The organism is Kitasatospora cathayae (assembly GCF_027627435.1).
Classification (GTDB): domain Bacteria; phylum Actinomycetota; class Actinomycetes; order Streptomycetales; family Streptomycetaceae; genus Kitasatospora; species Kitasatospora cathayae.
The window spans coordinates 3,791,878-3,817,088 of record NZ_CP115450.1; the positions used below are offsets into that span (position 1 = coordinate 3,791,878).

Here is a 25,211-nt window from a genome sequence, read left to right on the forward strand (position 1 = left end):
CCCTCTCTCGGGGACACCCCGATCACCCCAGCCTAATGGGCCAGCCGTGGCCCGGACGCCGGACCTCAGATCACCGAAGCCCCCGGCACCGGCCCGTACGTCGCGTGCGCGGCCCGGCAGGTGCCGGAGGCCAGCAGGGCCTCGGCGACGGCGGCGGCCGCCTCGGCGTCCTTGGCCAGGAAGGCGCAGGTCGGTCCGGAGCCGGAGACCAGGGCGCCGAGCGCGCCGGCCTCGGTGCCGGCCCGCAGGGTGGCGGCCAGCGAGGGGCGCAGCGAGAGCGCGGCGGGCTGGAGGTCGTTGGCGAGCGCGGCGGCCAGGGCGACGGCGTCGCCCTCGGCGAGCGCGGCGAGCAGGGCCGGGTCGGCGTCGGGCGTGGGCACCTGAACGTCGCTGGAGCCGGTGCCGGCGTCCTCCCGGAGCCGGTCGCACTCGCGGAACACGGCGGGGGTGGACAGGCCGCCGTCGGCGACCGCGAAGACCCAGTGGAAGGCGCCGGAGACGGTGAGCGGTTCCAGGATCTCGCCCCGGCCGCGGCCCAGCGCGACGCCGCCGAGCAGGGCGAACGGCACGTCGGAGCCCAGTTCGGCGGCCAGCTCCAGCAGCGTCTCGAAGGGCGTGTCGAGCTTCCACAGCGCGTCGCAGGCGACCAGCGCGGCGGCGCCGTCGGCGCTGCCGCCGGCCATGCCGCCGGCCACCGGAATGGCCTTGGCGATGTGCAGGTGCACGCCCGGGTCGGCGATCCCGTGGTGGGCGGCGAGCAGCCGGGCGGCGCGGGCGGCGAGGTTGCTGTCGTCGAGCGGGACGGCGTCGGCGTCGGGCCCGGAGCAGGACAGCGTCACGCCCTCGCCCGCGCTCGCCGTGACCTCGTCACCCAGCGCGACCGCGAAGAAGACGTTGGCCAGGTCGTGGAACCCGTCGGCGCGCAGTCCGCCGACCCCGAGCTGGACGTTGACCTTGGCCGGCACTCGTACGGTGATCACACGGCGTCCTTGGGCTTGTGCTCGGCGATCGCGGCGAACTGTTCCACCGTCAGCATCTCGCCGCGCAGCTTGTGGTCGATGCCGGCGGCCGCGAGGGCCTGCTCGGCCCCGGCCGCGGAGCCGGCCCAGCCGGCCAGCGCGGCGCGCAGGGTCTTGCGGCGCTGGGCGAACGCGGCGTCGACCACCGCGAACACCTCTTCGCGGCTGGCCGTGGTCTTCGGCGGCTCGCGGCGGATCAGCGAGACCAGGCCGGAGTCCACGTTGGGGGCGGGCCAGAACACGTTGCGCCCGATGGCGCCGGCCCGCTTCACGTCGGCGTACCAGTTGGCCTTGACCGACGGGACGCCGTACACCTTGTTGCCGGGCTTGGCGGCGAGCCGGTCGGCGACCTCGCTCTGCACCATCACCAGGGTCCGCTCGATGCTGGGGAAGGTCGCCAGCATGTGCAGCAGCACGGGCACGGCCACGTTGTACGGCAGGTTGGCGACCAGCGCGGTGGGCGCCGGGCCGGGCAGCTCGGTGACCTCCATGGCGTCGCTGAACACCAGGTCGAAGGAGTCCGCCTTGCCGGGCATCCGGGCCGCGACGGTGTCCGGCAGGTGCTGGGCGAGCACCGGGTCGATCTCGACCGCCGTGACGTGCCGCGCCACCTCCAGCAGCGCCAGCGTCAGCGAGCCGAGCCCCGGCCCGACCTCCACCACCGCGTCCTGCTCCGTCACCTCGGCGGCCCGGACGATCCGCCGCACGGTGTTGCCGTCGATGACGAAGTTCTGCCCGCGCTGCTTGGTCGGCTTCACGCCGAACGCGGCCGCCAGCTCCCGGATGTCGGCGGCGCCCAGCAGGTGGCTGTCAGGGGTGGGGTCGGTGGTGCTCACGCGCCAAGGATACGGGCGCGGGAGGGGCTCACAGTTCGACGACCTGGGCGAGGTCGATCTCCACGGGGTACGGCACCGAGGTCCGGAGCACGCCTTCGTGCCGGGCGACGGGCAGGTAGACGCCCTTCTCCTCGTCCCGGTGGAACTCGTGGACGACCGGGAGGTCGTCCAGGCCGCGCTCGACCCGCCAGTAGCAGGGGATGCCCTTCTCGGCGTACTGGCCGGGCTTGCGGAAGCGGTCAGCGGCCCGTGTGCCGTGCGACACGACCTCGACGGCGAGAGCCACCGCCTCAGGCGGAACGCACTCCAGCTCGAAGACGTCAAGACCGGTCTTGTCGAACACGACAACATCGGGCTTGGTCGTGTTGTCCTTGTCCAGCAGCACACAGCGCTCGACATTGGCCGCGTACGGCGAGACCCGCGCGGGCCGGAGAGCCGAGTACAAGTGCCGAACCGTTTCCTCGGAATCAGGAATCCGTTCGATCTGCTCAGTACCCGAAGGCCCGGGCCGTGTTCCCGGCGATGGCCGTGGACAGCTCGTCCTCGTGCAGCCCCAGCGTCGCCGCCATCGAGCGGACCGTGACCGGGATCAGGTACGGCGCGTTGGGCCGCCCCCGGTAGGGGTGCGGGGTGAGGAACGGGGCGTCGGTCTCGACCAGGATCCGGTCCAGCGGGGTGGCGAGCAGGGCGTCGCGCAGCGGCTGGTTGGCCTTGAAGGTGACCGGGCCGGCGAAGGAGAGGTACCAGCCCTGCTCGGCGCAGACCTTGGCCATCTCGGCGTCGCCGGAGTAGCAGTGGAAGACCGTGCGCTCCGGGGCGCCCTCCGCCAGCAGGACGGCGATGACGTCCTCGTGGGCGTCGCGGTCGTGGATGACCAGCGCCTTGCCGTGCCGCTTGGCCATCTCGATGTGGCGGCGGAACGACTCCTTCTGGATCTCCACGCCCTCCGGCCCGGTGCGGAAGTAGTCCAGGCCGGTCTCGCCGACGGCGAGCACCTGGGGCAGGGCGGCCAGCGCGTCGATCTCGGCGAGCGCCGCGTCCAGCGCCGCCTGACCACCCGCGGGACGCTGCTGCCCGGACCACCCGTCCGGGTCGCCGAGGAAGATCCGCGGCGCCTCGTTGGGGTGCAGGGCGACGGCCGCGTGCACCTGCTCGTACTGCGCCGCCAGTTCGGCGGCCCAGCGCGAGCCGGGCACGTCGCAGCCCACCTGGACCACCGTGGTGACCCCGACCGAGGCGGCCCGGGCGAGCCCCTCGGCCGGAGTGCCGGCCTGCATGTCGAGGTGGGTGTGCGAGTCGGCCACCGCCACGGCCAGGGGTTCCGGCAGCGGCGGCGGGGTCGACCGGTCGTCGTCCTTGGCGGGCATCAGGAGGCCGGCTTCTCTTCCAGGCGCGGGAACAGGATCTCGCCCTTGGTGACGGTGGCACCGGCGGGCAGCCGGCCCCAGTCACCGGCGGTGGCGACGGGCTGCGCGGCGAGCGCGCCGAGGCCCTCGGCGGCGCCCAGCGAGGCCCACAGCTTCTCGGCGGTGGACGGCATCACCGGGTTGAGCAGCACGGCGGTGCCGCGCAGCGCCTCGGCGGCGGTGTAGAGGATGGTGGCCAGGCGGGCCTGCCCCTCGGCCGACTCGTCCTTGGCGACCTTCCACGGCTCCTGCTCGGTGAGGTAGCCGTTGACCTGCTTGACGAACTCGAAGATCGCCGCGAGGCCGCCGGCGAAGTCCAGCTCCTCCCCGATCCTCCGGTCGGCGAGCTCGACGGCCGTGCGCAGCCCGTCCGCGACGGCCTGCTCGGCGTCACCGTGCGCGGCCGAGGCCGGCAGTGCCCCGCCGAAGTACTTGCCGACCATCGCGGCGACCCGGGAGGCCAGATTGCCGAAGTCGTTGGCGAGCTCGGAGGTGTACCGGGCGGTGAAGTCCTCCCAGGAGAACGAGCCGTCCGTGCCGAACGGGATCGCCCGCAGGAAGTAGTAGCGGTACGCGTCCACGCCGAAGTGCGAGGTGAGGTCGGTGGGCGCGATGCCGGTCAGGTTGGACTTGGACATCTTCTCGCCGCCGACCATCAGCCAGCCGTTGGCGACGACCCGCTTGGGCAGCGGCAGGCCCGCGGCCATCAGCATGGCCGGCCAGATCACCGCGTGGAAGCGCAGGATGTCCTTGCCGACCAGGTGGACGGAGGCCGGCCACAGCTCGGCGAAGCGCTCCGGGTCGCTGCCGTAGCCGGCCGCGGTGATGTAGTTCTGCAGCGCGTCCACCCAGACGTAGAGGACGTGCTTCTCGTCCCAGGGCAGCGGGACGCCCCAGTTGAAGGTGGAGCGGGAGATCGAGAGGTCCTTGAGGTCCTGCTCGACGAAGCGCAGCACCTCGTTGCGGGCCGAGGCCGGCTGGATGAAGTCGGGGTTGGCGGCGTAGAACTCCAGCAGGCGCTCGGCGTAGGCGGAGAGCCGGAAGAAGTAGTTCTCCTCCTCCAGCCACTCGACCGGCCGCTTGTGCACGGCGCAGAGCTTCTCGTCCTCGGTGGCGCCGTCCAGCAGCTCGGCGGGGAGCTTGAACTCCTCGCAGCCGACGCAGTACGGGCCGGAGTAGCCGCCCTTGTAGATCTCGCCCTTGTCGTACAGGTCCTGGACGAACTCCTGCACCCGGGCGGTGTGCCGCTCCTCGGTGGTGCGGATGAAGTCGTCGTTGGCGATCTCCAGGTGCCGCCAGAGCGGCTTCCAGGCCTCCTCGACCAGCTTGTCGCACCACTCCTGCGGGCTGACGCCGTTGGCCTCGGCGGTCCGCATGATCTTCTGACCGTGCTCGTCGGTGCCGGTCAGGTACCACACCTTCTCGCCGCGCTGGCGGTGCCAGCGGGTGAGGACGTCGCCCGCCACGGTGGTGTACGCGTGGCCCAGGTGGGGACGGTCGTTGACGTAGTAGATCGGAGTGGAAACGTAGTACGCCGGGGCGCTCGCCCCGATGGTGCTGTGGTCTGCAGTGGCCGCCATGGTCGGAAAGCTTAGTCGGGCGCGAACACACCCCTCGACCGCATTACCGCGGGGTGCGACGGGGCCGCCCGCCGCAGTGCTCGCGGCGGGCGGCCCCGGGGGCGCTCCCCGGGCCGGCGGTCAGCCCAGCAGCCGCGACCAGAACCGGGCCCAGCGTCCGCGCGGCTTCTCGGGCCCGGACACCGGGGGCGCCCCGGCCGGCTCGGCGTGCGCCGGGTAGCCGGGAGCGTGCTGCCAGGGCTGGTCGGCGACGGCCACCCGGCCCTCGCGCATGATCCGGACGGTGTGTCCACCGCATCCGGGGCAGGTCGGCTTGAGCAGAGGTGACGGCACCCGGACACCGTTGGCGTGGTACTCGAACACGATGTGGCCGTCCTTGGCGACGTGGTGCTCGATGTCGTACGCCTGCTCCCAGCCGTACCCGCAGCGCAGGCAGGCGAAGGAGTAGGCCTCCCGTACGGTCTCGACGGGAATGTGCGCCCGCCCCGACAGGCCGGGGGCGCTCAGCGCGCTGCCACTGCGGGGGCTACCGATCATCTCACTCATAGCCTTCTCCCACTGCCCGTCGAGCACTCGCCCGGCTGGGTCTTTCCATTCCAGGAAATGCCCGGAGCGCCCCGGCCGACGCCCTTCTTGTGAAGACTTGGATGCGGGTTGGGAAGTCCTATACGAAGGGCCTCCCGATGCCCGCCGGCCGCGACCGAAACTTCAGCTCAGCGGGTGTTTACCGGGGCCTTCCCTCCAAGGTACGACTCCCCGCCTACCCCGCAACCCCCGGAATTCACCCCTTTTCCGGAGCCCCTTCCGAAGCCTCCCTCTTGGCCGCCACGACGGCGTCGAAGACCTCCCGTTTGGGCACGGACAGTTCGACCGCGACCGCCGCGATGGCCTCCTTGCGCCGCTCCCCGGCCTCCTCCCGGACGGCCACCAGCCGGGCCAGCTCGGCCGGGGTCAGCTCCCGGGGCGCGGCCGGCGGCGCGCCCGCGACCACGACGGTGATCTCGCCCTTGACGCCCTCCGCCGCCCAGGCCGCCAGCTCGCCGATCGGCCCGCGCTTGACCTCCTCGTAGGTCTTGGTCAGCTCCCGGCACACCGCGGCCGGCCGCTCCGGCCCGAAGGCCTCGGCCATCGCCGCGAGCGCCTCGGCGATCCGGTGCGGCGCCTCGAAGAAGACCATGGTGCGCGGCTCGGCCGCGATCGAGGCCAGCTGCCGGGCCCGGTCACCGGTCTTGCGCGGCAGGAAGCCCTCGAAGGTGAAGCGGTCGACCGGCAGGCCGGACAGCGCCAGCGCGGTGAGCACCGCGGACGGCCCGGGCACCGCGGTGACCTTGACGTCCGCCGCCACGGCCGCCGCCACCAGCCGGTAGCCGGGGTCGGACACCGACGGCATCCCGGCGTCGGTGACCAGCAGCACCCGGGCGCCGCCGAGCAGCGCCTCGACCAGCTCGGGGGTGCGGCCGACCTCGTTGCCCTCGAAGTAGGAGACGACCCGCCCGGCCGGGGTCACCCCGAGCGCCTGGGTGAGCCGGCGCAGCCGCCGGGTGTCCTCGGCCGCGATGACGTCCGCCGTGGCCAGCTCGGTGAGCAGCCGGGGCGGGGCGTCCGAGACGTCGCCGATGGGGGTGCCTGCGAGAACGAGTACTCCTGTCACGGGCCCCATCCTTTCACCCACGGGGTCGCCGGGGCTTTTGGTGACGATTCGGGCAGCTTCCGAGGGACCGCTCACACGTACGAGGAGCGCCCCTACGATGTGGCGGATGAACGGCGACACGGCGGCGCAGACGCCCACTGGTACGGACGACTCCGCGCAGGGCGGTGCCGGCCTGCCGTCCCCCCGCTCACCGGAGTCCCACGTGGGCTGGCGGGAGCGCCTGGCCGGGTACGGCTACCGCGCCCTGCCCACCGGCACGCTCACCGAGCGGCTGGTCCCGCCGATGCCGGACGGCCCCGGGGTGACCAGGCCCGACGTGCCGCAGTCCCGGCTGCTACTGCGGCTGGGGATCTCGCTGCCGCAGGGCCTCTGGTACTTCCTGTGCCGCTGGTCCGGCTGGCTGGGCCCGATCGCGGTGGCGGTGTTCGCCGGGCTGCTGCGGTTCACCGACCTCGGCCGGCCGCACGCGATCATCTTCGACGAGACGTACTACGCCAAGGACGCCTACGCGCTCTGGCAGGGCGGCTACGAGATCAACTGGCCGGAGGACGCCAACACCACGATCATGACGCCCGGCGCGGCCGTCCCGTACCGGCCGATGGCCTCGTACGTGGTGCACCCGCCGGTCGGCAAGTGGATCATCGGCGCGGGCGAGCAGCTGTTCGGCATGACCCCCTTCGGCTGGCGGTTCGCGGTGGCGCTGCTCGGCACCCTGTCGGTGCTGATGCTGGCCCGGATCGCCCGCCGGATGTTCCGCTCCACCCTGCTGGGCTGCGTGGCCGGCCTGCTGCTCTCGGTGGACGGCCTGCACCTGGTGCTCAGCCGGTCCGCCCTGCTCGACCTCATCGTGATGTTCTGGATGCTCGCCGCCTTCGGCTTCCTGCTGCTGGACCGGGACCGCACCCGGGCCCGGCTGGCGGCGCGCCTGGGCGGGGTGGCGGACCCGGCGTCGGCCCAGCGGCTCAACCTGGGCTGGCGCCCGTACCGGATCGCGGCCGGCGTGTGCGTCGGCCTGACCTGCGCCACCAAGTGGAGCGGGCTGTACGTCGCGGCGGCCTTCGGCGTGCTGACCGTGCTGTGGGACGTCGGCGCCCGCCGACTGGCCGGCGCCCCGCGCCCGTACCTGGCGGCGCTGGCCCGGGACGTGGTGCCCGCCTTCGTGTCGATCGTCGTGGTCTCGGTGGCCGTCTACCTGACTTCCTGGTGGGGCTGGTTCGCCAGCAGCAACGCGCCCGGCCAGGGCGGCTGGGCCCGGGACTGGGCGGTCGGTCGCTCCACCGACTACCCGTGGATACCGGAGGGCCTGCGCGCCCTGTGGCACTACCACTCCACCGTCTACGAGTTCCACACCCACCTGAGCGACCCGCACACCTACCAGTCCAACCCGTGGTCCTGGCTGGTGCTGGGCCGCCCGGTGTCCTTCTACTACGAGTCCCCCAAGTTCGGCCAGGACGGCTGCACCGCCGCCGACTGCGCCCGCGAGGTGCTGGGCATCGGCACCCCGCTGCTGTGGTGGACGGCCGTGCTGGCGCTGGTCTACTGCCTGTGGCGCTGGGCGTTCCGCCGGGACTGGCGGGCCGGCGCGCTGCTGTGCGGCCTGGCCGCCGGCTACCTGCCGTGGTTCCTGTACCAGCAGCGGACGATCTTCCTGTTCTACGCGGTGGTCTTCGTCCCGTACCTGGTGCTCGCCGTGACAATGCTGATCGGTGCGCTGATCGGGCCGGCCAACGCCTCCCGGGACCGCCGGATCATCGGCTCGGCGACGGCCGGCCTGCTGGTGCTGCTGATCGTGTGGAACTTCCTGTACTTCTTCCCGCTGTTCACCGGTCAGACCATCCCGCTGGAGGACTGGCGCAGCCGGATGTGGTTCAACACCTGGATCTGAGCCCGGCGCGGGGGGCGGTGACTCGCCCGCTCGCCTCCACACCGTTCCCCCTGATCGTCCGCACCCGGTCCACGACACGTACCAGATCCGTCACAAGTCCCCGGCGTTTCGTCGGCGTCCTCATCCGCCCTGCCTAGGGTGGGTGGGTACCGCGTTTCCGGCCCCCGGCCGGTTGCGCCCGGCCGCGATACCCCTGGGGGATTTGCACCATGCGCAGTGGCGCGAAGATCGGCATCATCACCGGCGTGTCCATCGTCGTCCTCGCGGGCGGCGGCTACGGGGCGTACAGCCTGATGGGCGGCTCGGACTCCGGGTCGTCCGGCGACAAGAAGCCCCGCACGGTGGTCGCCGAACCGCCCTCGGCCGACCAGGCGGCGAACGGTGCGAAGGACTTCCTGGCCGCCTGGGCCTCCGGCGACATCGCGAAGGCGGCCTCGCTGACGGACGACCCGGCGACCGCCACCACCGCGCTGACCGCCTTCAAGACCCAGGTGAAGCCGAGCGCGCTGACCCTCACCCCGGCCGGCCCGGCCACCCCGCAGGCCTTCGCCTCGGCCACCGGCACGCCCGCCCCGGCCAAGCCCACCGGCGCCGCCTCGGCGACTCCGTCCGCGACCGGCACCCCCGGCGCGAGCGACTCGCCGTCCGCCACCGCCGGGCCGACCGGCGTGCTGATGGGCTTCAAGGCCCGCGCCGAGTTCGAGGGCACCAGCCGGGTCTGGGACTACAACGGCTTCCTGAGCGTCGTGAAGATGAGCGACAACACCCCGGCCGTGCACTGGACGCCCTCGGTGATCCACCCGCACCTGTCCGGCGCCGAGACGATCGCCACCCAGCAGGTCTTCGCCCCGCCGTCCACCGTGGTCGACCGCAACGGCAAGCCGCTGCAGGGCGCCTCGCTCACCCCCGCGCTGATGGCCACCCTGCAGGACAACGCCCGCAAGCTGCTGCCGCCGGACCCGAACAAGGACCAGGACGCGGGCAGCGCGGTGGTGATCACCGACCCCTCCGGCAAGACCGCTCCGGACAAGCTGTTCACCATCGTCGAGCCGAAGCCCGGCAAGCCGTTCAAGGTGACCATCGACAACACCCTGCAGGCCGCCGCCGAGAAGGCGATGACCGACCTGGGCGGCAAGTCCGGCTCCATCGTCGCGATCGAGCCGAGCACCGGCCAGGTGCTGGCCTTCGCCAACGCCCCGGCCACCGGCCAGAACCGGGCCTTCGCCGGCCTGCTCGCGCCCGGCTCGACGATGAAGATCGTCACCTCGACCGCCCTGCTGGAGGCCGGGCTCAACCCGGACAGCACGGTGGCCTGCCCGGAGAAGAGCAGCAACCCGGTGGCGATCCCGAACGACTTCCCGGGCGCCTTCCCGAACAACACGCTCCAGCAGGACTTCATGGCGTCCTGCAACACGGCCTTCATCAACCAGGGCCTGACCAGCCTCAAGCCGGAGACGCTCGCCGGCACCGCCAAGGACGTGTACGGCATCGGCCTGGAGTGGAAGACCGGCCTGCCGAACGCCGACGGCAGGATCCCGGCGAACCCGGGCAGCAAGGACGAGCAGGCCATGAACTACATCGGCCAGGGCAAGGTCCAGATGAACCCGCTGGCGATGGCCTCGATCACGGCGACCGTCCAGAGCGGCTCGTTCAAGCAGCCGATCCTGGTGGCCGGCCTGCCGCAGCAGCAGGCGGCCCGCCAGATCTCGCCGGACGTCGCCGCCAAGCTGCGCGCGATGATGAACGCCACCGCCGTCGGCGGCACGGCCAGCCAGGTGATGGCCGGGATCACCGACAACGCGGGCGCCAAGACCGGCTCCGCCGAGGTCCAGGGCGCGTCCACCACCAACAGCTGGTTCACCGCCTTCCGCGGCAACCTCGCGGTCGCCGCCGAGGTCCAGGGCGGCGGCCACGGCGTGGACGCGGCCGGCCCGGCCGTCGCCTCGCTGCTCAAGGCCGGCCACTGACCGAACCTACGGAGCCCGCCCTGCCAGGACGACAGGGCGGGCTCCGGCGCGTTCGGCAGGCCCTTCGACGAACCGGACTCAGCCCCGCGGCACGGCCGGCGCCGGTGCGTCCGGCGCCGGGCTCGGCGGCACCGGGCGGCGGCTGCTCCAGCGCCGGGCCGCCAGCCGGGGCCAGATCACCAGCACGGCCGGCAGCGCCAGGTACCCGAACCGCCCGGCCGGGGCGAGCGTGAAGGCGATCGCCAGCCCGGCGGCCAGCAGGTCGGCGGCGGCGATCGCGGAGACCGGCGGCCGGGCCAGCAGCCAGATCGCCACCCCGATCAGGGCCATGGTCATCAGTGCCAGCGAGACGGAGTGCCCGGTGGGCCCGAAGCCGGCCAGCACCTTGCCGGGCAGCGGGCTGCCGGCCGGGGTGCGGATCGCGGTCATCCCGAGCGGGAAGCGCACCACCTGGTCGCGCAGCGCCTGCGGCTGGGTCAGCACGGACGGCAGCAGCACCACGGTGCTCACCCCGATCCCGATCAGCGCGGTGCGGGCGGCGGGTCGGCGGCCGTACAGCCGCCACAGCAGCAGGACGGCCACCGGCAGGGCGGGCCAGGCGGTCCACTTGAGGGTGCAGGCGAGGGCGAGCACCAGCCCGGCGCTGACCGTGCGGTCCCGCTCGGCGAGCGCCATGGCCAGGCAGCAGACCCCGATCAGCGGCAGGTCCACCCCGCCGACCGCGAGGGCGAGCGCTATCAGCGGCGAGGCGGTGAGGACGGCCAGCGGCAGCAGCGGCGCCCGGTCGCGGGTGGGCCGCAGCAGCCGCCAGGCGGCCAGCAGGCAGACGACGAAGGTGAGCGCGAACCAGATCCGGGCGTCCCCGGCGACCCGGGCGAAGGCCGTGGAGTTGCCGAGCAGCTGGCGCGGCAGCCCGAACAGGGACATCGCCGGCAGGTACGGGTTGTAGTCGGTGACCACCACCGGGTGCGCGAGGTAGACGTCACCGGTGGTGAGCAGCAGGTGGGCCGAGCGTTCGACGACCATGACCTCGGACTGGTGGCGGCCGGTCACGGCGAGCAGTCCGAGCGGTGCCAGCACGGCTCCGAGCAGGGCGACCACGGCGGCGGCCTCGGCGGCGAAGCGGCGCGGCAGGGTGAGGCAGAGCAACCCCGCCACCGCGTAGGCGGGAGCCGCGACGAGGCCCCACAGTCGCTGGTTGGCCAGGTCGGAGACGAGCGGGAAGGCGGCGGCCCAGCCGGCCGCGATCAGGCAGCCGAGCAGCTGAACCCAGCGCAGCGAGGCGAGCCGGGTGGGATTCCACCGATCGAGCGTGGGTGGAAAGGTGCTCTCGACACGCTGTCGGGGGAACGGCCGGGTCGAGGAGCCCCTCGGTGGCCGTCCCGGTCTGGACGGCGGTTCGGCGCTGATGGTCTGGGCCGGCGTTCTGGCGCGGCCGGTGAAGCGGCCGCGCGGGCGGGAGTAGCCGGGCGTGCGGGTGCTCACCATGGTGGAAGGTTATGGGTGCGGGCCGGGCCCTGTCGCCACCGCGTCGGGCGGTTGGTGGGGGTTTACGCGCGTAGGGCCGCCCGGTGTCGTACCTGGCGGCGGCCCTTCACGATTGGGTAACGGCCCGGTCAGCCGACCTCGGTCTCGACCGGGAGGGCCTGCTGCGCGGCCCGCTCCAGCCGGGAGTGCTTGATGCTGTAGCCGAAGTAGACGGCCACGGCGACGACGAGCGCGATCGCCCCGGCCCGGAAGGTGTCGGCGTGCAGCCCGGTGATCAGGTAGACGCAGAAGGCGACGCTGAGCAGCGGGACGACCGGGTAGCCGGGGACCTTGAAGCCGCGCGGCAGGTCGGGCTGGGTGCGGCGCAGGACGATCACGCCGATCGAGACCACCGAGAAGGCGATCAGGGTGCCGAGGCTGGTGATGTCGGCCAGGACGTCCAGCGGGATGAACGCGGCCAGCGCGCCCACGCCGACACCGACCGCCAGGGTGTTCCAGACCGGGGTGCCGGTGCGCGGGGAGAGCTGGGCGAAGCGCTTGGGCAGCATGCCGTCGCGGCCCATCGAGTACAGGATGCGGGTCTGGCCGTAGATCACCACGAGGGTGACGCTGAAGATCGAGATGATGGCGCCGACCGCGAAGATCATCGCGGGCCAGCCCTGGCCGGTGATGTCCTGCATGATCTGGGCGAGCCCGGCCTCCTGGCCGTCGAACTTGGTCCACGGCTGGGCGCCGATGCCGGCCAGCGCGACCAGGATGTAGATCAGGGTCACCACGACCAGCGAGATGATGATCGCCAGCGGCAGGGTGCGGCGCGGGTTCTTGACCTCCTCACCGGCGGTGGACACGGCGTCCAGGCCGATGAAGGAGAAGAAGATGCTGGACGCGGCCGTCTGCACGCCGCCGATGCCGAGCGGCATGAACGGGGTCAGGTTGCCGGAGTGGAAGCCGGTCAGCGCGACGCCGACGAACAGCACCAGGATGAGGATCTTGATCCCGACCATGGCCGCGTTGACCTTCGCCGACTCGCTGACGCCGCGGACCAGCAGGAAGCAGACCATCGCGACCAGCAGCAGCGCCGGCAGGTTGAACCAGTGCCCGTCGCCGGGGGCGCCGGAGAGCTGCTCGGGGATCTTGAACCCGAAGGCCAGGTCGAGGAACTTGTTCAGGTACTCGGCCCAGCTGACCGCGATCGCCGAGGCGGAGACGCCGTACTCCATCAGCAGGCAGATGCCGACCCCGAACGCGACGCCCTCGCCGAGGGTGGCGTAGGCGTAGGAGTACGAGGAGCCGGAGACCGGGATCGCGGAGGCCATCTCGGCGTAGCAGAGCGCGGTGAGTCCGGCGGTGACCGCGGCGATCACGAAGGACAGGATGACGGCCGGTCCGGCCGCCGGGACGGCATCCCTGAGCACGAAGAAGATGCCGGTGCCGATGGTGGCGCCGATGCCGATCGCGGACAGCTGCCAGAGGCCGATCGAACGACGCAGGTGGATGCCGGAGCGTCCGCCCTCCTCGGGTGCGCCGGCCGGAAGGCCGTGGCCCTCACTCTCCGCGATCAGGGTCGAGACGGGCTTGCGTCGCAGCAGACGCGCACCGAGGGTGTTGCTGGCCAAAACCACGGTCCTTCTAGGCGGGGGAGGGTGTCCTAGCGGCCGGTCACCCGAGGCACTGGGGGTGTCATCGGGGACCAACCGAACAAACATGGGACAGTACCCCGCGAAGACACCAGTGTCGCAAACAAACAATACCGATCAGCGCATTGTACGAAACGGCGCAGCAGACATAACAAACCGGACACTTCGCACCCGTTGCATCTCCGGCCGTTGCGCTAAACGTCCAGGTCAACGCACCTCATTGGCCTCAGCGGCCCAACACCGCCTGCATCACCGAGCGGGCGATCGGGGCGGCCAGGGCGCCACCGGTGACGTCCGTCGCGTCACTGTCCGCAACCACCACGGCCACCGCGACCGGCGGCACCGCGTCCGAGCCGGCCGGCTTGGCCCAGGAGATGAACCAGGCGTACGGCGTCCCGCTGTTGTCCACGCCGTGCTGGGCGGTGCCGGTCTTGCCGCCGACCACCGCCCCGGCGATCCGGGCGTTGCCGCCGGTGCCGTTCTCCACCACGTCGGTCATCAGCTTCCGCACCTGCCCGGCCACCGCCGGGGTCAGCGCCCGCCGGTAGACGGCCGGCTTCATCAGCTCCACCTCGGTGCCGTCGCTCCTGGTCAGCTTGTCCACAAGCTGTGGACACATCACCGTCCCGTCGTTGGCGACCCCGGCCGCGACCATCGCCATCACCAGCGGGGTGGCCGTGGTGTCGAACTGCCCGATCGAGGAGAGCGCCAGCTGGGACGGGTCCATCGAGGTGTCCACGTTGGACCGGGCCGGGCGCACCGGCACGTCCAGCTTGGCGTCGTTGAAGCCGAAGCCCTCGGCCGTCGCCACCACCTTCGACAGTCCGGTCCGCACCCCGAGGTAGCCCAGCACGCTGTTGCAGCTGGCGGTCATCGCGGCGTCCAGCGACAGCCCCGGCCGGTCGCAGTCCGCGCTGTCGTTGACCAGCGGCGTGGTCGTCCCGGGCAGCACGTACGGGAAGGGCGCCCCGGTCGGCGCGGCCGGGTCGGTGACCACCCCGGCGGCCAGCGCCGCGGCGGCGGTGACCACCTTGAAGGTCGAGCCCGGCGGATAGGTCTGGCGCAGCGCCCGGTTGAGCATCGGCTGGTCGCTGTCGGTCCGCAGCCGGTTCCAGGCCATCTGGTCGGCGCCCGAGGAGCCGGCGAAGTCGCCCGGGTCGTACGAGGGGGTGCTGGCCAGCGCCAGGATGCGTCCGGTGGCCGGCTCGATCGCGGCCACCGCGCCCTTCTGGTCGCCGAGCCCGCGCATCGCGGCCTGCTGGGCCGCCGGGTCGATCGTGGTGTACACGTCCCCGCCGGGATCGTGCCGGCGGGAGACCGCGTCCCAGAGGGACCAGCCGGACAGCCGGCCGTCGGTACCGGTCAGCAGGTCGTCCTCGGTGCCCTCCAGCTGGCTGTTGCCGTACGTCTGGGAGGCGAAGCCGGTGACGGCGGCGTACGTCGGGCCGTCGGTGTAGCTGCGCTTGTAGGCGTACCGGCCGCCGGTGGGGCGGGAGCCGGTGACCGGCCGGGCGCCGACCAGGATGTCGCCGCGCGGCCGGGCGTACCGCTCGACGACGAGCCGCTGGTTGGCGCTGTTGTGGTCGAGGTCCCCGGCCTCGAAGACCTGCACCCGGGTGGCCTGCACGCACAGCGCCCCGACCAGCAGCAGGCAGAAGGTGGCCGCCCGGCGCCCGGTGACCGAGATCCCGGGCAGCCCCTGCGGGCCGTTGCCCTGCGGCCGGCTGCCCGCCATCACGGCACCTCCGGCGCGGGCGCGACCGGGGGAGCGGGCGCGGGCGCGGGCCGCCGGGCGTCGTCGCTCATCCGCACCAGCAGCGCCACGATGATCCAGTTGGTCACCACCGAGGAGCCCCCCTGGGCGATGAACGGCATGGTCATCCCGGTCAGCGGGATCAGCGCGAGCACCCCGCCCGCCACCACGAACACCTGCAGGCCGACGATCGCCGCCAGCCCGATCGCCAGCAGCCGCCCGAACGGGTCGCGCAGCGCGATCCCGGTCCGGAAGCCGCGCGAGACCAGCAGCGCGTACAGCAGGAACACCGCGATCAGCCCGGTCAGCCCGAGTTCCTCGCCGAGGGTGGCGAGGATGAAGTCCGACTTGGCGGCGAAGCCGATCAGCACCGAGTGCCCGTTGCCGAGTCCGGTGCCCAGCTCCCCGCCCCAGGCGAAGGCGAACAGCGACTGGGCGATCTGGTTGGCGCCCCTGCCCGCCGCGATCGAGCCCAGCGGGTCCAGCCAGTCCACCACCCGGCTGTGCACGTGCGGCGAGAGCCAGCCCACCGTCACCGCGCCGACCGCCGCCAGGCCCAGCCCGATCGCGATCCAGCCGGTGCGCGCGGTGGCCACGTAGAGCATCACCACGAACAGGCCGAAGTACAGCAGCGCCGTCCCGAGGTCGGTCTCCAGCACCAGCACCCCGACGAAGGCCGCCCAGATCAACAGCACCGGTCCGAGCACCCGCCCGCGCGGCAGCTGCCAGCGCCAGACCCGGCGGCCGGTGAGCGCCAGCGCGTCCCGGTGCACCGCCAGGTAGGCGGCGAAGAAGACCGCCAGCAGGAGCTTGGCGAACTCCCCGGGCTGGAAGGACAGCGGTCCGACCACGATCCAGATCCGGGAGCCGTACACCGGCGGGAAGAGGACCGGCACCACCAGCAGGACCAGCGCCACCAGCGCCCCGAGGTAGGCGTAGCGCCGCAGCCGCCGGTGGTCGCCCACCAGCAGCACCACGGCGATGAACAGCGCCACGCCCAGACTCGACCAGAGCAGCTGGGCGGCGGCGGCCTCGCGGCCCGGGGTGGCCCGGTCGAGGCGGTGGATCACCACCAGCCCGATCCCGTTGAGCAGCACCGCGATCGGCAGCAGCAGCGGGTCCGCGTACCGGGCCCGCCAGCGGACCACGCCGTGCGCCGCCAGCGCGAGCACGCCGAGCGCGACCCCGTACTGGGCGGCCTCGGCCGGCACCTCGCCGTCGAGGTCGACGCCCACCTCGACGTAGCCGAACACGGCCGTCAGGACGGCGGCCAGCACCAGCACCAGCTCGGTGGTGCGCCCGCTCGACACCGGCCGGTTCGGCCGGGCGGCGGATCTCGTCACGGCGGAGGGTGTCGCCACGGACCGTCCTGGGGGAGGCGGGGTTAGCCGGGCCGGGCGCCGATGCCCGGGTTCGTCACCCTAACGAGCGTTATCCGGCTGTATCGGCTCTTCGCTGCGGTGTGTCCGCAAATGCGCCACCGCGCTCGCGGCCCGTCCGCCTACGACCCGACGCCCCTCACTCCGGCCGCCGCCCGGCCAGCGCCGCCACCCCGGCCCCGCCCACGACGAACAGGGCGACGGCGAGCAGCAGTTCGCCCCAGGGCACGGCGAGCTGCCCGGTCCGGGCCGCCGTCACCACCCCGCCCAGCGCCGCGTTGGCCGGCGAGACGGGCACCACCAGCGCCGCCGCGGCCAGGCCCAGCGTCGCCAGGATGCCGTACGGCCCGCGGACCAGCACCGGACGGTTGCCCAGCGCCCCGGCCAGCACCCCCAGCAGCACGCACACCACCGAGGTCGTCAGCCCGGCCAGCACCGCCGGGCCGACCCCCGGATCCCGCTGCGCCCCCGGGTTGGCCACCGCCCCGCTGATCCACCACAGCACCGCCACCTCGCCCACCGCCAGCAGCAGGCCCACCGTCAGCGCCGCCAGCAGCGCGCCCAGGTGCACCCGTGCCGGGCCCGCCACCGCGACCAGGCAGGCCCGCGAGGCCGGCGGCTCGGCAGTCAGCGCGCCGCGCACGTACCAGGCGCTCACCGGCACCAGCAGCCCCGCGCCGTAGCCGAGCCCGCCCAGCAGCGGGTCCCCCGCCGTCACCCCGATCACCAGCAGCAGCGCGAACGCCAGGAACGGCGGCAGCCAGCCGTGCGAGCGCACCAGCAGCTCCAGGTGGTACCGGGTCAGCGCCCCGACCTGCCTCATCGCTCCTCCTCCCGTCGACGCACCGCCAGCACCCGTACGGCCGGGCGGCCGAGCAGCAGGCTCCGCAGCAGCGCGTCCGAGTGCGCGGCCGGCACCGCCAGCCGCACCGCCGTCCCGCCCAGCGCGGTCGCCTCCGGCGCGCCGGGCAGCCGCTCCGGCAGCGGGGCGCCGTCCGGGACGTCCACCTCGATCTCCATCACCGGCCCGCCCGGGTCCACGGCCTCCGGCGGCTCCTGCGCCGGACGCAGCCCGCCGTCCGCGCCGACCAGGTAGGCGGCGCTGGTCCGCCCCGCCAGCCGGGCCGGGTCGTGGTCCACGAACAGCACCGTGCCGCCCGCCGCCGCCCGCTCGGCCGCCGCCTCGTCCAGCACCGCCCTGGCCCCGGGATCCAGCCCGGTCCAGGCCTCGTCCAGCAGCAGCACCCGGGCCTCGGCGATCAGCGCCTGCGCCACCGCGACCTTCTGGCAGGTGCCCTTGGACAGCCGGCTCAGCGGGGTGCCCGCCCGGTCCGCGATGCCGAACCGGTCCAGCCACTCCCCGGAGCGCCGCCGGGCCACCGCCTCCGACAGCCCGTGCACCCGGCCCACCCGCAGCAGGTACGAGGCCGCGTCGAACGGCAGCGCCGGCGGGAAGCGCTCCGGCACGTACGCCGCCGCCCCGGGCCGCACCACCCGGCCGGTGCTCGGCCGCTCGATCCCGGCCACCAGCCGCAGCAGGGTCGACTTGCCGCTCCCGTTCGCCCCGGCGATCCGCACCAACTCCCCCGGTCCTGCGGCCAGCTGGACGTCCCGCAGGATCCACCGGCCGCCGCGCCCGTACCGCTTGCCGACCGCGGTCAGCTCCATCCGCACGTCCGTCTCCCTCCGAACCGTACGAAGGCTATCCACCGCCGGTAAGACCGGCGTGAACACGGCGGTCGGCAATCGTCCTCCCGCGCGCCGGAGTTCACGCCGGGGCAGGCGGGTCCACCGTACGGTCCCGTTTGGCCTTGACGAACTGATGATCCCTAGGATCGCCGGGTGAATACCGGACGACGACCGAAGACCAGGCTCGGCAGCCTGCTGGCCGCCCTGGCGATAACGGGCGCCTCGCTGCTCCTCGGCCTGCCCGCCCACGCCGACGAACCCTCAGCCGGCGCCTCCCCCGCGCCCAAGGAGAACCCCAGGGTCGACCTGATCCTGGACGTCAGCGGCTCCATGAACATCGCCGACATCCAGGGCAAGAGCCGCATCTCGGTGGCCCAGAACTCGCTGAACGAGGTGATCGACGCCCTGCCCACGGAGACCGAGTTCGGCATCCGTACCCTCGGCGCCACCTACCCCGGCAACGACAAGACCGTCGGCTGCCAGGACACCAAGCAGCTCTTCCCGGTCGGCAAGACCAACAAGGTCGAGGCCAAGACCGCGGTCGCCACCCTGCGCCCCACCGGCTGGACCCCGATCGGCCTGGCCCTGCGCGGCGCGGCCCAGGACCTCGGCAAGGGCGAAGCGACCCGCCGGATCGTCCTGATCACCGACGGCGAGGACGACTGCGCCCCGCCCGACCCGTGCGACGTGGCCCGCGAACTCGCCGCCCAGGGCATCCACCTGGTGGTCGACACCCTCGGCCTGGCCCACGACGACAAGACCACCCAGCAGCTGATCTGCATCGCCAACGCCACCGGCGGCAGCTTCACCGACGTCCGCACCCCCCAGCAGCTCACCGACAAGGTGAAGCAGCTGGTCGACCAGAGCAACGACACCTACACCATCAACCCGGTCAAGACCACCGGCACCGACAAGTGCGAGAGCGCCCCGGTGCTCACCCCCGGCGTCTACAGCGACCGGGAGAAGTTCTCCGAGCACCGCGTCTACAAGGTCCCGGTCAAGTCCGGTCAGGAGCTGCGCGCCTCGGTCAGCGTGGGCCTCGACCGCGCGATGGCCCGGGACTACGGCGTGCTGCTCCAGGCCACCAGCGCCACCGGCCAGGAGCTCGTCCGCGGCACCGACGCCGGCAGCACCCGCACCGACGTGATCTCCACCGGCCTGCGCTGGTCCACCGACGACTCCAAGGGCTACGTCACCGCGAGCCCGACCGGCTCGGCCAAGGACAAGCCGGACACCACCGTCTGCCTGGTCGTCAGCAACTCGCTGGCCCCGCAGCCCGGCGTCCACACCGACCCCGGCATGCCGCTGGAGCTGACCGTCGACCTGGCCTCCGCCTCGCCCGCCCCCGAGGGCGCCGCGATGGGCCTCGGCCGCGGCTGGATCCTGCTGCTCACCCTCACCCTGTCCGGCCTGGTCTTCGGCCTGGTCGCCGGCTGGATCGCACGCTGGCGGATCGCCGTCTGGCGGGAGAACTGACCATGCGTACGACGATCCGCGGCGCCCTCGCCGCCCTCGCCCTGCTGCCCGCCCTCGCGCTGGGCGCCCCGGCCGCCTCCGCCGCCTCGCCGTCCCCCTCGGCCACCGCGAGCGGCACTCCGGCCCCGGCCACCAAGGCCGGCACCTCCTTCCTGACCGCGGTCAACCTCTCCCCCGGGCAGGACGCCAACGTCTCCGTCTCCACCGGTGACTACCTGTACTGGGCGTTCGGCGCCTCCGAGGGCCAGACCCCGACGGTCAACCTGACCGTCAACCTGGCCCCCTCGACGGACCGGCACGGCCCGCAGACCTGGACCGTCGAGGTCTTCGACGGGCTGCGCCGCCGCCAGGCCTGCACCGCCGGCACCCAGAACGCCACCGGCGACCAGAGCGCCACCACCCTGGCGCTGAACTGCACCCTGCGCGAGGTCCGCACCTGGGCCGAGCCGTGGTCCGGCGACCCGCTGCCCGGCACCTACTACGTCCGGCTGTCGGTCACCGACGCCCCGCAGCCCGACCTCGGCCTGGCCGCCACCGCCCAGCTGCACGTCGCCGCCAAGGGCAACGCCGACAACGCCCAGCCCGAGGGCGGCACGCTCAAGGCCCCGCTGGTCCCGCCGGTCGGCGGAGGTGCCGGCACCGCCAAGGCCGCGGCCCCGGTCGCGGAGAAGGAGCACTGGTACACCGGCTGGTTCTCCGGCTGGAACAGCCGCTGGTACTGGACCATCGGCGGCGGCTTCCTGGCCGCCCTGGCCGGCGTCCTCGGCTACCACCTGACCCGGCACCCGCGCGGGCGCCGCCCCGGCCACTACGGCGCCGTCCCGCCCCAGGGCTCGCACCAGCACGGCTCCTACGCCGAGCGCCCGTAGTAACCCCGCACGAGCGAGGGCCGGCCGGACACCTTCCGGCCGGCCCTCCGGCGTCTCCGCCCCGGGTCCTCGCCCCCGGGTCAGCCCTTGAACAGGTTGTGCCCCACGTCGGACGGCACCTCGTCCTGGACCGGCTTGCTGCCCGGCTCCGGCACGTGCTCGCCGGGCACCGGCTCGGTGCTCTCCCGGTGCAGCAGCACCACGCCGTCCTCGGCCCAGAGCTGCCGGTAGCCGTGCGCCAGCAGCAGCCGGATCCGGTCGGCCTGCTCCTTGTCCGTCTTGAACGGGAAGGACCGCTTGTCGGACCGGGTCAGCACGTACTCGCGCCCGCGCGGCGTCCCGTCCACCAGCACCACGTCGGTCCGGGCGGTCAGCCGCGGCGCGATCTGGTTGTCCGCCTCCACCGAGGCGCCGTCCGGGATCAGCGCGGCCGCCCGGACCAGCGCCGCCTCGCTCGCCCGGGGCTCCCAGGAGGACGGCACCGCCAGCTGCAGCAGCCCGATCGGCACCGCCGCGACCAGCGCCACCCCGACCGTGCCCAGGCCCAGCAGCCGGGCCCGCCGACGGGTCCGCTCGGGCCGTTCGACGCCGCTCATCCGCCCCAGCACCTCGACCGTGGCGGCCAGCAGGACCGGCCAGAGCATCGAGTCGTAGTGCCGGGCGATCGACCAGTGGTTGGGGTTGCTGGAGAGGATCCGCTCGGCCAGCAGCGGCACCATGCACAGCACGGTGGCCGAGCGCAGCGGCAGCAGGAACAGCGTGCCGAACAGCCAGAGCAGCAGCAGCGGCTTCAGCGGCTGGTCGAAGGCGGTCTGCACCAGCAGGAACGGGTCGTGCAGCAGGTTCCGCAGCGCCTCGCCGCCGTCGTCGCCGAGCGCCTTGTAGTTCCAGTAGTAGCCCGGCTCGCCGCCCATCGCCGGGATCAGCCACTTGATCGCCACCGCCGAGGCGATCGGTCCGCCGAGCAGCAGCCCGACCCCGGTGAACCGCCCGGCGCGGTCCCCGGTGCGGCGGGTGCGCAGCAGCAGCACCAGCCCGTACGCGCCGACCAGCAGCCCCAGGTCCTCCTTGGTGCAGCACAGCAGCACCGCGGCGAGCACCACCGTGCCGTAGCGGCGGGCCTGGCCGCGCTCCAGCATCAGCAGGGTCAGCGGGACGGCGAAGGCGACCTCGTGGAAGCCGACCCGGGAGGCGACCAGCAGCGGCCAGCCGAGCGCGTAGACCAGTCCGGCCAGGTCGGCGGCCCGGCGGGCGGTGCGCGGCTCGGCGGCGGCGAAGGAGTGCGCGGCGATCCGGCGGATCAGCGGCACCCCGAGCGCGAACAGCAGCGCCTGCCCGATGATCAGCGAGCGCGGGTCGTCCCAGATCCAGTACAGCGGCGCGAGCAGCGCCAGCACCGGGGAGAAGTGGTCACCCAGCAGCGAGAACCCGGGCGGGAACTCGTGGTGGTAGTACTTCAGCGTCGAGACCGGCAGTCCGAAGTGGGCGTACCCGCGCACGCCCTGGTCGAAGATGCCGAGGTCGAAGCCGCCGAGCGAGACGGAGGCCCAGCCCTGCAGGCCGATGGCGCACATCACCACGAAGCACAGCACGCCGAGCAGCACGGTGCGTCGGGCGGGCATGCCCAGGACGGCCGCGGCCCTGCGGGCGGCGGGCACGGCGGCCGGGGGCGACGACGGGGTCGCGGTCTGGGTGGTCACGTCGGCTCCGGTCCGTCTCTGGTCCGTCAGGCCCGATTGGTCAGGGCGTGATCTCGGTCGGCATCGCGGTCACGGTCGGCATCGTGGTCGAGCCTGGCGCCGAGCAGTGCCCAGGCCCCGGCCGAGGCGTCGACCGCCTGCCGGCGGGCGCGGTACAGCCGCAGGCCGATGACGACCAGCACGGCGATGCCCAGCGGCGGGTAGATCGAGCCGGGCAGCTGCCAGTACCAGGCGACCCCACGGCCCCAGCGGTGCGGCACGGTCCACATCACGTGGGAGAGGAACACCACCAGCGTCACGCCCAGCAGCACCCGGCGGCCGGTGCTCCGGGCCTCCGCGGCCAGCAGCGCGATCAGCGGGATGCACCAGACCCAGTGGTGGGTCCAGCTGATCGGGGAGACCAGCAGCGCGGTGAGGGCGGTGCAGACGGCGCCCCAGGCGTCGGCCCGGCGCAGCACGCGGGCGGAGCGCCCGGCGAGCACGGCCACCCCGAGCCCGAGCGTGGCGACCAGCGCGGAGGCGATCAGCCCGACCGTGCCGGGGTCGTTGACGTCGAGCAGCCGGCAGACCGCCCCGCGCAGCGACTGGTTGTCCACCAGCACGGTCACGCCGACCCGGCTCGGGTCCCACAGGTACTTGGTCCAGAAGCCGTACGAGCCGTCCGGCAGCGCGACCCAGCCGATCAGGCCGGCCGCCAGGAAGGTGCCGATGGAGACCAGGGCGGCCCGGATCCGGCCGGTCAGGAACAGGTAGACGGTGAACAGGCCCGGGGTGATCTTGATCGCGGTGGCCAGGCCGATGCCGACGCCCTTGAACCGGCCGCGGTCCGAGCGGGTCAGGTCCCACAGCACCAGGCAGAGGATGGCGAGGTTGACCTGGCCGTACTGGAAGGTGGTGTACACCGGCTCCAGCCAGACACCGAGGCCGGTGGCGAGGATCGTGGCGGCCGGGCGGTACCGCCGGGCCGGCCAGCCGGCCAGCTTGAGCGACAGGTGCACGGCCAGGCCGAGCAGCGCGTAGTTGCCGAGCATCACCAGGACGCGCAGCGGGCTCACGTCGAACCAGGTGCTCGGCACGAACAGCATCGCGGCGAACGGCGGGTAGGTGGCCGGCAGGTCCCAGCCGGGCAGCCGCATCGCGTACAGGTCGTCCCCGTTGACGACGGCCTGCCCCTCGGCCCGGTAGACGAGCATGTCGACCATGTTCGCCCCGTGCAGGTGCCGCTGGACGACGAACGCCGCCAAGGACACCACGGCGACGCAAGCCGCCGCGATGGTCCAGGAATTCGGTCTTCCGTTTGCCGGGCCGCCGCCGGGGCCCTCCGGGTCCGCCTGCCGCGTCCACCGTTTCAGACCGAACTCGCGCACCGCGATGGCACCCCGTTGAGATAGACCAGATCGTTTCCCTCGTCACCGTCTGGGCCCACCCACCATAACCGACCCCTCTGAGACGCCCCCGAGTCCCAAAGTCCGTCAGATTCCCCCTGGTCAAAGGGGTGTGAGCTCCGTCACGAGTCGACTGCCCGCCCCCGCAGGGAGCCACAAAACGCGAAATCCCGCCGGGAGTTGACTCCCGGCGGGATTTGCTGAACCGGTCGGAACCGGCCCGTTGGGTGGAGCTGAGGGGATTCGAACCCCTGACCCCCTCGATGCGAACGAGGTGCGCTACCGGACTGCGCCACAGCCCCAACGAGAAGAAACTCTAGCACCTTTCGGAGGGGGTCCGTGACCACCCCCGGGTCGGGGGTGGTCACGGCGGTCATTCGTTGGCCGCGCGCGGGCGGGACTCCGGAACCGGGGCCTCCGCGTACTGGTCGAACAGCGGGGTGCTGCGGGACTCGGCGGGGCGGCCGGCGGTCCAGGTGCCGGGGGCCGACAGGTCGAGGCCGCGGGAGACCCGGGGGGCGACCGGCGCGGTGACGTAGGTCGGCAGCGGGACGGGCACCGGCTCCCAGGAGTCCGGGCCGGCCGCGCCGCGCTCGCGCATGCCGTCGACCCACTCCTCGTGCTCGGTCGCCTCGGCCACCGCCGAGGCGGAGGGCACGGAGACGGTGGCCTCCCCCGCGTCGGCGGCCAGCCGCAGGTGCGGACGGCGGCCGGAGCGGTGCTCGGCGGGGGCGGCCCGGTCCGGCTCCTCCGCGACGGGCGCCTCGACCGTGGGCCGGTCGTCCGCCGGGGCCTCGGTGCGCTGCCGCTCGCGCTGGCGCAGCCGCTCGGCCGCCTGGGCGGCCCGGGCCCGGTCCAGCTTCACCTCGTACCGCTGGCGCTCCAGCCTGCGCAGGTGGCCGATGTAGAGGGTGAGGAGGACCGCCGGGACCGCCGGGACCCAGAGGAAGGCCAGGCCGGCCACCGCGGCGACCACCGCGCCGAGGGCGAAGGCGAGGAAGAGGGCGGTGACCATCCGGCGCCGGCGGGCCAGCAGCCGCGCCCGGCGCTCGGCTCCGCCCGCCCGCACGGGGGCGGGCCGTTCGGCCGGACGCTCCACCGGGGGTTCGGGCTCCCGCGCGACGGGGTCGCCGGAGGCGGCCTCGTCCCGTTCGGGAGGACCGTCGTTGCTCTGCTCGCCGTCACGCGGTTCGTCGCCCAGGGCCCGGGCCGCCCGCCGCTCCAGCGCCGAACGCCCGGCCAGCAGGCGGATGGCGGTGCTGAAGCGTTCCGTCGGGCGCGCCTCGTTGAGTTCGTCCTGCCTGCGGAGCCACATCGGCACCAGATAGGCGGCCCAGGCCCCTACGATGACGGCGTAGATAAGGCCGCTACTGCTCACGATTCACACCGTACGGGCGCCGGGGAAGGCCTGGCAGCAATTTGGCGCGGCGTGTCGTGTGATCAAGCTGATTCTCCGACTATTTTGCCGGCATTTGTGACGGTCCGCCACCG

General features: G+C 73.2%; 20 protein-coding genes and 1 tRNA gene. 4 read left to right on the forward strand and 17 right to left on the reverse strand.

Going from position 1 to position 25,211, the window contains the following annotated elements; translation table 11 throughout:
* Nucleotides 1–65: 65 nt before the first annotated feature.
* From O1G21_RS16655 to rsmI, 7 genes are all read right to left on the reverse strand, one after another.
* Nucleotides 66–980 carry a 4-(cytidine 5'-diphospho)-2-C-methyl-D-erythritol kinase gene (locus O1G21_RS16655; protein WP_270144634.1) on the reverse strand — a complete coding sequence of 305 codons (915 nt, stop codon included), beginning with the start codon at nt 978–980 and terminating at the stop codon, nt 66–68.
* Complete coding sequence (gene rsmA / locus O1G21_RS16660; RefSeq protein WP_270144636.1) at nt 977–1,855, reverse strand: 16S rRNA (adenine(1518)-N(6)/adenine(1519)-N(6))-dimethyltransferase RsmA; 879 nt, start codon at nt 1,853–1,855, stop codon at nt 977–979. Before rsmA ends, O1G21_RS16655 begins: the two co-directional genes overlap by 4 nt.
* 28 nt (nt 1,856–1,883) lie before the next feature.
* Nucleotides 1,884–2,339: a Uma2 family endonuclease gene (locus O1G21_RS16665; protein ID WP_333493558.1), complete on the reverse strand. Its 456-nt coding sequence runs from the start codon at nt 2,337–2,339 to the stop codon at nt 1,884–1,886.
* A gap of 4 nt (nt 2,340–2,343) precedes the next feature.
* Complete coding sequence (locus O1G21_RS16670; RefSeq protein ID WP_270144638.1) at nt 2,344–3,222, reverse strand: TatD family hydrolase; 879 nt, start codon at nt 3,220–3,222, stop codon at nt 2,344–2,346.
* A complete protein-coding gene (gene metG / locus O1G21_RS16675) occupies nt 3,222–4,841 on the reverse strand; it encodes a methionine--tRNA ligase (RefSeq protein WP_270144640.1) in 1,620 nt (539 codons plus the stop codon). Before metG ends, O1G21_RS16670 begins: the two co-directional genes overlap by 1 nt.
* Nucleotides 4,842–4,961: 120 nt before the next feature.
* Nucleotides 4,962–5,387 carry a hypothetical protein gene (locus O1G21_RS16680; protein ID WP_405000657.1) on the reverse strand — a complete coding sequence of 142 codons (426 nt, stop codon included), beginning with the start codon at nt 5,385–5,387 and terminating at the stop codon, nt 4,962–4,964.
* Between the two features lie 235 nt (nt 5,388–5,622).
* Nucleotides 5,623–6,492, reverse strand: a complete 870-nt coding sequence (gene rsmI, locus O1G21_RS16685) for a 16S rRNA (cytidine(1402)-2'-O)-methyltransferase (protein WP_270144642.1) — start codon at nt 6,490–6,492, stop codon at nt 5,623–5,625.
* A 106-nt stretch (nt 6,493–6,598) separates the two neighbouring features.
* Here rsmI and O1G21_RS16690 point away from each other — a divergent pair, with 106 nt between their 5' ends.
* Both O1G21_RS16690 and O1G21_RS16695 read left to right on the forward strand, forming a co-directional pair.
* Nucleotides 6,599–8,377: a dolichyl-phosphate-mannose--protein mannosyltransferase gene (locus O1G21_RS16690; RefSeq protein ID WP_270144644.1), complete on the forward strand. Its 1,779-nt coding sequence runs from the start codon at nt 6,599–6,601 to the stop codon at nt 8,375–8,377.
* A gap of 209 nt (nt 8,378–8,586) precedes the next feature.
* Nucleotides 8,587–10,344, forward strand: a complete 1,758-nt coding sequence (locus O1G21_RS16695) for a penicillin-binding transpeptidase domain-containing protein (RefSeq protein WP_270144646.1) — start codon at nt 8,587–8,589, stop codon at nt 10,342–10,344.
* 78 nt (nt 10,345–10,422) lie between these two features.
* Here the strand turns inward: O1G21_RS16695 and O1G21_RS16700 are convergent, their stop codons facing one another.
* The 6 genes from O1G21_RS16700 to O1G21_RS16725 form a co-directional block, all read right to left on the reverse strand.
* Nucleotides 10,423–11,832: a glycosyltransferase 87 family protein gene (locus O1G21_RS16700; protein ID WP_270144647.1), complete on the reverse strand. Its 1,410-nt coding sequence runs from the start codon at nt 11,830–11,832 to the stop codon at nt 10,423–10,425.
* A 128-nt stretch (nt 11,833–11,960) separates the two neighbouring features.
* Nucleotides 11,961–13,538, reverse strand: coding sequence for an amino acid permease (locus O1G21_RS16705; RefSeq protein ID WP_405000658.1), 1,578 nt, complete (start codon nt 13,536–13,538; stop codon nt 11,961–11,963).
* A 157-nt stretch (nt 13,539–13,695) separates the two neighbouring features.
* A complete protein-coding gene (locus O1G21_RS16710; protein WP_270144651.1) occupies nt 13,696–15,204 on the reverse strand; it encodes a penicillin-binding transpeptidase domain-containing protein in 1,509 nt (502 codons plus the stop codon).
* Nucleotides 15,204–16,565, reverse strand: a complete 1,362-nt coding sequence (locus tag O1G21_RS16715; RefSeq protein ID WP_270144653.1) for an FtsW/RodA/SpoVE family cell cycle protein — start codon at nt 16,563–16,565, stop codon at nt 15,204–15,206. Before O1G21_RS16715 ends, O1G21_RS16710 begins: the two co-directional genes overlap by 1 nt.
* A gap of 175 nt (nt 16,566–16,740) precedes the next feature.
* On the reverse strand, nt 16,741–17,424 hold the full coding sequence (locus tag O1G21_RS16720) for an ABC transporter (protein WP_270144654.1): 684 nt from the start codon (nt 17,422–17,424) through the stop codon (nt 16,741–16,743).
* Nucleotides 17,421–18,269: an ABC transporter ATP-binding protein gene (locus O1G21_RS16725; protein ID WP_270151043.1), complete on the reverse strand. Its 849-nt coding sequence runs from the start codon at nt 18,267–18,269 to the stop codon at nt 17,421–17,423. The genes O1G21_RS16720 and O1G21_RS16725 overlap by 4 nt, the downstream gene beginning before the upstream one ends.
* A gap of 174 nt (nt 18,270–18,443) precedes the next feature.
* Here O1G21_RS16725 and O1G21_RS16730 point away from each other — a divergent pair, with 174 nt between their 5' ends.
* Nucleotides 18,444–19,766, forward strand: a complete 1,323-nt coding sequence (locus tag O1G21_RS16730; RefSeq protein WP_270144655.1) for a VWA domain-containing protein — start codon at nt 18,444–18,446, stop codon at nt 19,764–19,766.
* A gap of 2 nt (nt 19,767–19,768) precedes the next feature.
* Nucleotides 19,769–20,635, forward strand: coding sequence for a peptidase (locus tag O1G21_RS16735; protein ID WP_270144657.1), 867 nt, complete (start codon nt 19,769–19,771; stop codon nt 20,633–20,635).
* Nucleotides 20,636–20,715: 80 nt separating this feature from the next.
* Here O1G21_RS16735 and O1G21_RS16740 read toward each other — a convergent pair whose 3' ends face one another.
* From O1G21_RS16740 to sepX, 4 genes are all read right to left on the reverse strand, one after another.
* The gene (locus tag O1G21_RS16740) at nt 20,716–22,335 is read right to left on the reverse strand and encodes a DUF2079 domain-containing protein (RefSeq protein WP_270144659.1); all 1,620 of its coding nucleotides are present in this window, start codon (nt 22,333–22,335) and stop codon (nt 20,716–20,718) included.
* 26 nt (nt 22,336–22,361) lie between these two features.
* Entirely contained in the window at nt 22,362–23,585 is a 1,224-nt protein-coding gene (locus O1G21_RS16745) for a glycosyltransferase 87 family protein (protein ID WP_270144661.1), read from the reverse strand.
* 363 nt (nt 23,586–23,948) lie between these two features.
* Nucleotides 23,949–24,022: transfer RNA gene (locus tag O1G21_RS16750), tRNA-Ala, on the reverse strand.
* A 71-nt stretch (nt 24,023–24,093) separates the two neighbouring features.
* Nucleotides 24,094–25,098 (reverse strand): divisome protein SepX/GlpR, encoded by a 1,005-nt coding sequence (gene sepX / locus O1G21_RS16755; protein WP_270144663.1) that lies wholly within the window; start codon nt 25,096–25,098, stop codon nt 24,094–24,096.
* Between the last annotated feature and the right edge of the window lie 113 nt (nt 25,099–25,211).

Excerpts from the sequence above, each read along its gene's own strand:
- O1G21_RS16725 (WP_270151043.1), bottom strand. The coding sequence starts at position 18,269 with ATGGAGCTGACCGCGGTCGGCAAGCGGTACGGGCGCGGCGGCCGGTGG.
- O1G21_RS16670 (WP_270144638.1), bottom strand. The coding sequence starts at position 3,222 with ATGCCCGCCAAGGACGACGACCGGTCGACCCCGCCGCCGCTGCCGGAA.
- metG (WP_270144640.1), bottom strand. The coding sequence starts at position 4,841 with ATGGCGGCCACTGCAGACCACAGCACCATCGGGGCGAGCGCCCCGGCG.
- O1G21_RS16705 (WP_405000658.1), bottom strand. The coding sequence starts at position 13,538 with ATGTTTGTTCGGTTGGTCCCCGATGACACCCCCAGTGCCTCGGGTGAC.
- O1G21_RS16680 (WP_405000657.1), bottom strand. The coding sequence starts at position 5,387 with ATGAGTGAGATGATCGGTAGCCCCCGCAGTGGCAGCGCGCTGAGCGCC.
- O1G21_RS16735 (WP_270144657.1), top strand. The coding sequence starts at position 19,769 with ATGCGTACGACGATCCGCGGCGCCCTCGCCGCCCTCGCCCTGCTGCCC.
- O1G21_RS16720 (WP_270144654.1), bottom strand. The coding sequence starts at position 17,424 with ATGAGGCAGGTCGGGGCGCTGACCCGGTACCACCTGGAGCTGCTGGTG.
- O1G21_RS16690 (WP_270144644.1), top strand. The coding sequence starts at position 6,599 with ATGAACGGCGACACGGCGGCGCAGACGCCCACTGGTACGGACGACTCC.
- O1G21_RS16710 (WP_270144651.1), bottom strand. The coding sequence starts at position 15,204 with ATGGCGGGCAGCCGGCCGCAGGGCAACGGCCCGCAGGGGCTGCCCGGG.
- O1G21_RS16700 (WP_270144647.1), bottom strand. The coding sequence starts at position 11,832 with ATGGTGAGCACCCGCACGCCCGGCTACTCCCGCCCGCGCGGCCGCTTC.
- O1G21_RS16695 (WP_270144646.1), top strand. The coding sequence starts at position 8,587 with ATGCGCAGTGGCGCGAAGATCGGCATCATCACCGGCGTGTCCATCGTC.